Annotated in this window: 8 protein-coding genes; 5 read left to right on the forward strand and 3 right to left on the reverse strand. The window is 72.1% G+C overall.

Annotated elements, in window-relative coordinates; all coding sequences use genetic code 11:
• Positions 1-177: 177 nt before the first annotated feature.
• Positions 178-630: an ATP-binding protein gene (locus ACF08F_RS37605; RefSeq protein ID WP_392303060.1), complete on the reverse strand. Its 453-nt coding sequence runs from the start codon at positions 628-630 to the stop codon at positions 178-180.
• A gap of 391 nt (positions 631-1021) precedes the next feature.
• Here ACF08F_RS37605 and ACF08F_RS37610 point away from each other — a divergent pair, with 391 nt between their 5' ends.
• Positions 1022-2005 carry an endonuclease/exonuclease/phosphatase family protein gene (locus ACF08F_RS37610; protein ID WP_392303061.1) on the forward strand — a complete coding sequence of 328 codons (984 nt, stop codon included), beginning with the start codon at positions 1022-1024 and terminating at the stop codon, positions 2003-2005.
• Positions 2006-2066: 61 nt separating this feature from the next.
• Here the strand turns inward: ACF08F_RS37610 and ACF08F_RS37615 are convergent, their stop codons facing one another.
• Positions 2067-3023 (reverse strand): hypothetical protein, encoded by a 957-nt coding sequence (locus ACF08F_RS37615; RefSeq protein WP_392303062.1) that lies wholly within the window; start codon positions 3021-3023, stop codon positions 2067-2069.
• Between the two features lie 29 nt (positions 3024-3052).
• On the opposite strand from ACF08F_RS37615, the gene dapE reads away from it, so the two are divergent.
• Positions 3053-4147 carry a succinyl-diaminopimelate desuccinylase gene (gene dapE, locus ACF08F_RS37620; protein WP_392303063.1) on the forward strand — a complete coding sequence of 365 codons (1095 nt, stop codon included), beginning with the start codon at positions 3053-3055 and terminating at the stop codon, positions 4145-4147.
• 84 nt (positions 4148-4231) lie between these two features.
• Positions 4232-4981, forward strand: coding sequence for a TIGR00730 family Rossman fold protein (locus ACF08F_RS37625; RefSeq protein WP_024759312.1), 750 nt, complete (start codon positions 4232-4234; stop codon positions 4979-4981).
• A gap of 123 nt (positions 4982-5104) precedes the next feature.
• On the opposite strand, the gene folP is transcribed toward ACF08F_RS37625, so the two are convergent.
• Positions 5105-5965 (reverse strand): dihydropteroate synthase, encoded by an 861-nt coding sequence (gene folP / locus ACF08F_RS37630; RefSeq protein WP_055641482.1) that lies wholly within the window; start codon positions 5963-5965, stop codon positions 5105-5107.
• 102 nt (positions 5966-6067) lie between these two features.
• Between folP and ACF08F_RS37635 the strand changes: the two genes are divergently transcribed.
• Together ACF08F_RS37635 and ACF08F_RS37640 are read left to right on the forward strand one after the other, a co-directional pair.
• Entirely contained in the window at positions 6068-6394 is a 327-nt protein-coding gene (locus ACF08F_RS37635) for a hypothetical protein (protein WP_392303064.1), read from the forward strand.
• A complete protein-coding gene (locus ACF08F_RS37640) occupies positions 6391-6978 on the forward strand; it encodes a DNA-3-methyladenine glycosylase I (RefSeq protein WP_392303065.1) in 588 nt (195 codons plus the stop codon). Before ACF08F_RS37635 ends, ACF08F_RS37640 begins: the two co-directional genes overlap by 4 nt.
• The last annotated feature ends 109 nt before the right edge of the window (positions 6979-7087 follow it).

Consider the following 7087-nt stretch of genomic DNA (forward strand, 5'->3'; position numbering starts at 1 on the left):
AGTTCCTAGACAGCTCCCACCACACCGGAGGTCTTCGCCATGTTCAAGACCAGACCAGTGTCAACAACGCTCGTGATCAATACACCTAGGGCGTGCGCACGGGAGGGCCCGGGGAGCGTGATGCTCCCCGGGCCCTCGTGCGTTCCGCTCTGTTCCGTTCTCCGTGCGGAGGCCGGCTCAGCCGCCGAGCGGCAGCCCGCCCAGGGACGGGGCGGCCGGGAGGCCGCCGCCCAGGGCGCCGGTGGCCGGGCCCTGGGCGCTCTCGCCGGCGGCGCCGGCGGTCTTGCCGACGACCTCGCCCGCGCTGCCGGCGGCGTCGCCGGTCACCTTCTGGGCGGCCGGGGTGGCGGTCTTGCCGGCCGCGCCGACGGTCTTTCCGGCGGCCGGGACGGCCGTGCCGACGGCCTCGCTGCCGGTCGCGCCGACGACGCCGGTGGTGGCCTGGGAGGCGCTGTCGACGGCGGAGCCCGTACTGGCGGCGTCCAGGGCGGTGACGCCGCCGAGGGCGCCGGTCGGCGCGATGCTGTGGTCCAGGGCGCTCGCGGAACCGGCCGCACCGACCACGGGGGCTGCTCCGGCCGCGATGAGGAGGGCGGCGCGGGCGATCCGACGGGTCAGGGGGAGGGACATGGTGCTCCTTCGACGTGGTGCGACGAGTGGTGTTCGGACGCAGTGACAACCGGCTCCGGGGTGGGAGAGGTTGCGGCGGTCGAAGGTAAAGGATTGGTAATGCGTCGTATTGTCGGGTGGGGAGGAAAACGGACGAACGCGTCATTGCGTGAAGGCCTGGCGAACCGTCACTTCCCTTTTCCTGTAAGAGATTTGGGGTGCCGGGTCGAGGTGCTGAAATGCCCGCTCCGCGTGCGCGGGAAGGCGCGACTTCCGTACCGGGCCCGTGCCCCCGTCGAGTGAACGGCCGTACTTCTGACCGCCCTTGTTCGAAAGCTTAAGATCCTTTCGCCGTCGCGTGGCGCGACGGCGGCGCGGGGGATTCGAGCGTTTTCGAAGGGAGAGATTTCGTATGGGGTGGTTCCGGGCGATGCGGACCAGGGTCGCGCTCACGGGAGTCCTGTGTACCGCGCTGCTGCCCGTCACGACGGCTCAGGCCGAGACGGCCGGCCAGGAGTACAAGATCTGGCAGTGGAACGTCTCCGGCTCCGTGCTGAACGGCGGCAACGCCGACACCGGCATGGTGGAGGGGGCCGTGAACTCGATCGTGAACCGCGACGTGCACTTCGCCGCGTTCAACGAGCTCTGCAAGGACCAGTGGACCGCGCTCGTCGCCCAGCTGAAGGCGAAGGGCTGGCCCGAGGATCCGAACAACTTCGGCCGCTTCGAGCCGAGCCTCGGCGTGAACCAGGGCGCTTGCGGCGGTGACGAGTTCGGCAACGCCATCTTCAGCAAGAAGGCCCTCTACGTCGCCGACCGGATCGCGCTGCCGGACGACGGCGCGGACGAGAAGCGGAACATGCTCTGCGCGACGCTGGACGCCGCCAGGACCACCCGGTTCTGCGCGACGCACCTCACCGTCGCCTCGGACGCCGCCAAGTGGGGGCAGCTGGAGTTCATCCGCAGGAAGATCGACACGTGGACCAAGGCCGGCGAGAAGGTCATCGTCGCGGGCGACTTCAACGTCCAGCCGCACTACCCCGTCCTGGACACCTTCTACGCGTCCGGCGTGGCGACGGCCGCCAACCCCGGCAACCAGGGGTTCCTCCGCGAGCTGGACGACACCGACGCCGGCTGCCCCGGCTACGGCGAGTGGACGGGCGACAGCACGACCACGTCCCTGCCGGTGACGTCGACCGGATGCGAGGACCTGAAGGCGGCGAAGAAGCCGAAGCTCGACATGATCTTCGTTCCGGAGTCGGTGATCGACACGTCGATCGCCTACAGCGCGGACTCGCTGGACATCTCCACCGCCTGTGACGTGACGACGAAGTCCCCGGACGGCCGTTGCTCGGACCACCGCATCCTGGTCGGCACCGTCACCGTGAAGCAGTAGCGGGCCGCGCCGGAGGCCGGTCCGGGGACGCGCCCCGGGCCGGCCTCCGGCGTACCACCGCCTACCGTGCGAGCCGGACGCGTACGGTCCCGGTGTCGGCGACGCCACCGGACTTCTCCCAGCCGCCGGACGGCTCGCTCGCGCGCCAGACGCGGCCGCCGTACGAGACCTCCTCGACGCGCAGCTCGTCCGCGCGCGCCACCGCCCACTGGGCCAGCTCCCAGCCGCGCCGCTCGTCCGTCGAGGCCGCCCGGTCCGCGCCCTCCGCCGCCCGGACCGGCACCATGAGCACCGGCGGCTCCGTGGCCGACCGGCCCGCGCTCGGCCCGCCCGTGACCACCTTGGGCGCCGCCGCCTCGCCGAAGGCCCGCACCAGCTCCTTGCGCACCTTCTGCGGATCGCCCGGCGGGCGGCCCTTCACATCGCTCGCCGTGCAGGTCAGCGCCGCCGGCGCCCGGCCGGTCAGCGCCGCCGAGAGCAGCGTCGCGTCGGGCTCGTGCTTCGCGTACGCCGTCGGGAAACCGCTCTTCTGCACCTTCTGCGCCGCCACCGTCAGCGGCAGCCGCGAGTACCCCGGGACCTTCTCCAGTCCCTCGTAGAACTTCCCCGCGGAGTACACCGGGTCCATGATCTGCGCCGGCGTCCCCCAGCCCATCGAGGGCCGCTGCTGGAACAGGCCCAGCGAGTCCCGGTCGCCGTGCTCGATGTTCCGCAGCGCCGACTCCTGGAGCGCCGTCGCGAGCGCGATCGTCACGGCGCGCTCCGGCAGCCCCCGGGTCGTGCCGACCGCCGAGATCGTCGCCGCGTTCGACGCCTGGTCCGGCGTGAACTCGTACCGGTTCTCGCCGCTCCCGACAGTGCACCGCGGCGTGCCCCGGCTCCCTGTCACCTGGTGGAAGGCCACGTACGAGGCCAGGCCGAGGAGCGCGGCGAAGGCGGCCGCGGAGCGGGCGAGGCGGCCACGGCGGGCGGGGCGGCCGCGACGGACGGGGCGGGTGGGCTCGGACACGGGGCCCACCGTACTGGAGGCCGGGTTAGGGTCGGCACATGGCTGACATCACTCCGTACGAGACCCGGCTGGACCTCTCCCAGGACGGGGCCGCGCTCACCGCCGCGCTCGTCGACTTCCCGTCCGTCAGTGGGACGGAGCAGCCGCTCGCGGACGCCATCGAGCAGGCCCTGCGCGCCCTGCCGCACCTCACCGTCGACCGCCACGGCAACAACGTCGTCGCCCGCACGCGCCTCGGCCGCGGCGAGCGGGTCGTCCTCGCAGGCCACATCGACACCGTGCCGATCGCCGACAACCTCCCCTCGCGCCTCGACGAGGACGGCGTCCTGTGGGGCTGCGGGACCTCCGACATGAAGTCCGGCGTCGCCGTCCAGCTCCGCATCGCGGCCACCGTGCCCGAGCCCAACCGCGACCTCACCTTCGTCTTCTACGACAACGAGGAGGTCGCCGCCGACCTCAACGGCCTCGGCAAGATCGCCGCCGCCCACCCCGACTGGCTGGAGGGCGACTTCGCCGTCCTCCTGGAGCCCTCCGACGGCCAGGTCGAGGGCGGCTGCCAGGGCACCCTGCGGGTCATCCTGCACACGGCGGGGGAGCGGGCCCACTCCGCGCGCTCCTGGATGGGCTCCAACGCCATCCACTCCGCCGCCCCGATCCTCGCCCGCCTCGCCGCCTACGAGCCGCGCAAGCCGGTCATCGACGGCCTGGAGTACCACGAGGGCCTCAACGCCGTGGCGATCCAGGGCGGCGTCGCCACCAACGTCATCCCCGACGCCTGCACGGTCACGGTCAACTACCGGTACGCCCCCGACCGCTCCCCGGCCGAGGCCCTCGCGTACGTCCGCGAGTTCTTCGACGGCTGCGACATCGCCGAGTTCGTCGTCGACGACGAGAGCCCCGGCGCCCTGCCCGGTCTCTCCCACCCGGCGGCCGAGGCCTTCATGAAGGCCGTCGGCGGCAGCGCCCAGCCCAAGTTCGGCTGGACCGACGTCTCCCGCTTCAGCGCGCTCGGCGTGCCCGCCGTCAACTACGGGCCCGGCGACCCCATCTACGCGCACAAGCGCGACGAGCACGTCCCCGTCGACAGGATCCACCACTGCGAGGCACGTCTCCGCGACTGGCTCACTGCCTGACTTCCGTAATTTCGTGTTTCGTCACCTCTGTCGTCCTACTCTGACCGGACCAGAAGATCAGTGGATCGGCGGAGGGAGCAGGCCATGGGCATTCCCGAGGGAATGGCGAAGCCCGAGGAGCAGCGTCTGGGGCCGGTGCTGAGGCGCAGGGACCAGGTCCAGCCGGGCACCACGGACCAGCGGCTGCTCGACACCGAGGGCGACTCGGAGTGGGTGCACACGGACCCCTGGAGGGTCATGCGCATCCAGTCCGAGTTCGTCGAGGGCTTCGGAGCCCTCGCCGAACTGCCGAGCGCGATCAGCGTCTTCGGCTCGGCCCGCACGAAGCCGGACTCCCCGGAGTACGAGGCGGGCGTCCGGATCGGCCGGGCGCTCGTCGAGGCCGGCTTCGCGGTCATCACGGGCGGCGGCCCGGGCGCCATGGAGGCGGCCAACAAGGGGGCCAGGGAGGCCAAGGGCGTCTCCGTGGGCCTCGGCATCGAGCTCCCCTTCGAGCAGGGGCTCAACCAGCACGTCGACATCGGCGTGAACTTCCGCTACTTCTTCGTCCGCAAGACGATGTTCGTGAAGTACGCGCAGGGCTTCGTCGTCCTGCCCGGCGGCCTCGGCACCCTCGACGAGCTCTTCGAGGCGCTGACCCTGGTCCAGACCCGCAAGGTCACCCGCTTCCCGATCGTCCTCTTCGGTACGGAGTACTGGAAGGGGCTCGTCGACTGGCTCCGCGACTCGGTCGTCGCGGGCGGCAAGGCGAGCGAACGGGACCTCCTCCTCTTCCACGTCACGGACGACGTGGACGAGGCGGTGGCGCTGGTGACGAAGGAGACGGGCAAGTAGGAGAAACCAGCCCGTCCGGCGTCTGAGGACCGGGGTCCGGCGCGGAGCCCCGGTTTCGGGAAGGGGCGGGGTGGGGGAGAGGCCCTCCGCAGGCGCCCCCACCCCCTCCCACCCCCGGCCCGACTACGCCAGCCCGCGCCGGGCAACCGCCGGCGGGCGATGACCCGCGATGGACGCCACCATGTCCAGCACCTGCCGGGTCTCCGCGACCTCGTGCACCCGGTACACCTGCGCCCCCAGCCACGCCGAGACCGCCGTCGTCGCCAGCGTCCCCAGCACCCGCTCCTTGACCGGCCGGTCCAGCGTCTCCCCGACGAAGTCCTTGTTGGACAGGGACACCAGCACCGGCCACCCCGTCTCCGCCATCTCGCCGAGCCGCCGGGTCGCCTCAAGGCTGTGCCGGGTGTTCTTCCCGAAGTCGTGCCCCGGGTCGATCATGATCGCGTCGCGCCGGACACCCAGCGCCACCGCGCGCTCCGCGAGCCCGACCGTGACGCGCAGGATGTCGGCCATCACGTCCTCGTACTCGACCCGGTGCGGCCGCGTCCGCGGCTCCGCGCCGCCCGCGTGCGTGCAGACGAGCCCCGCGCCGTACTTCGCGGCCACCTCGGCGAGCCCGGGGTCGACGCCGCCCCACGCGTCGTTCAGGACGTCCGCCCCGGCCTCGCAGACCGCCGCGCCGACGTCCGCCCGCCAGGTGTCCACGCTGATCACCACGTCCGGGTGGCGCCTGCGGACCTCGGCGACGAAGCCGACCGTCCGCCGGGCCTCCTCCTCGGCCGTGACCTCCTCGCCGGGTCCCGCCTTCACCCCGCCGATGTCGATGATCGCCGCGCCCTCGGCCACGGCCTGCTCCACGCGGGCGAGCGCCGGCTCGTCCCGGAAAGTGGCGCCCTGGTCGTAGAAAGAATCCGGGGTCCGGTTCACGATCGCCATGATCACCGGCTCGTGCGGCCCGAATTCACGCCGTCCCAAGCGCAGCATCCCTTTTGTCCTCCCTCGCGTACGTTCGCTGCGACCCTAACCGTCAGTGGCGCATGGCACGATCGGCACGGGACGAATTCCACTCCGGGAAGAGGCGCGCAGGTGTTCTGGTTTCTGCTCATCACGATGGTCGTGGTCGTGGCCGCGGTGACGCTCGCCGTGGTCGGCGGAGGCGACAGCGAGGTGCTGCCGGAGGTGGCGCCCGAGCAGCTCGTCGACCCCCTCCCGACGGCTCGCCCGGTCGACCGCGCCGACGTCGAGGCGCTCCGCCTCCCCGTCGCCGTCCGGGGCTACCGGATGGCCGACGTGGACGACGTCCTGGTCCGCCTCGGCGCCGAACTCGCGGAGCGGGACGCGCGGATCGCCGAGCTGGAGGGCGCGCTCGCGGGAGCCGCCGGCCGCGCCGACACGGAGGACGAGCAGTCGTGACGGAGGGCGGGGCCGTCCCCGGCCCGGACGGGCGACCGCGCTGCCCCTGGGGCCTGTCGACCGAGGACTACGTGGCGTACCACGACGAGGAGTGGGGCCGCCCGGTCCACGGCGACGACGAACTCTTCGAGCGGCTCTGCCTGGAGGCCTTCCAGTCGGGCCTGTCCTGGATCACCATCCTGCGCCGCCGCGAGGGCTTCCGGCGCGCCTTCGACGGCTTCCGCATCGCCTCCGTCGCCGGCTTCGGCGACTCCGACCGCGAGCGGCTCCTGGCCGACGAGGGCATCATCCGCAACCGCGCCAAGGTCGACGCGACCCTGGCCAACGCCAAGCTGCTCGCCACCTGGTCCCCGGGCGAGCTCGACGCCCTGATCTGGTCCTACGCCCCCGACCCGGCGAGCCGCCCGGCCCCCCGCTCGGTCTCCGAGGTCCCGGCGGTCACGGACGAGTCCACGGCCCTCGCCAAGGCCCTCAAGAAGCGCGGCATCCGCTTCGTCGGCCCCACCACGGCCTACGCCCTGATGCAGGCCTGCGGCCTCGTCGACGACCACGTGGAAGGGTGCGTGGCCCGGGGCGGGAAGTAGCCCCCGGGCCATGCACGACAGGACCTAGGTGTATTGACCTGCAGGGTTGTTGACTCGGGTGATGGGTGGGTGTCCGTCGAGTGCGGTGTGGCAGCGGTGGTGGTTGTAG

The sequence above is a fragment of the Streptomyces sp. NPDC015130 genome, from assembly GCF_043080005.1.
Lineage (GTDB): Bacteria > Actinomycetota > Actinomycetes > Streptomycetales > Streptomycetaceae > Streptomyces.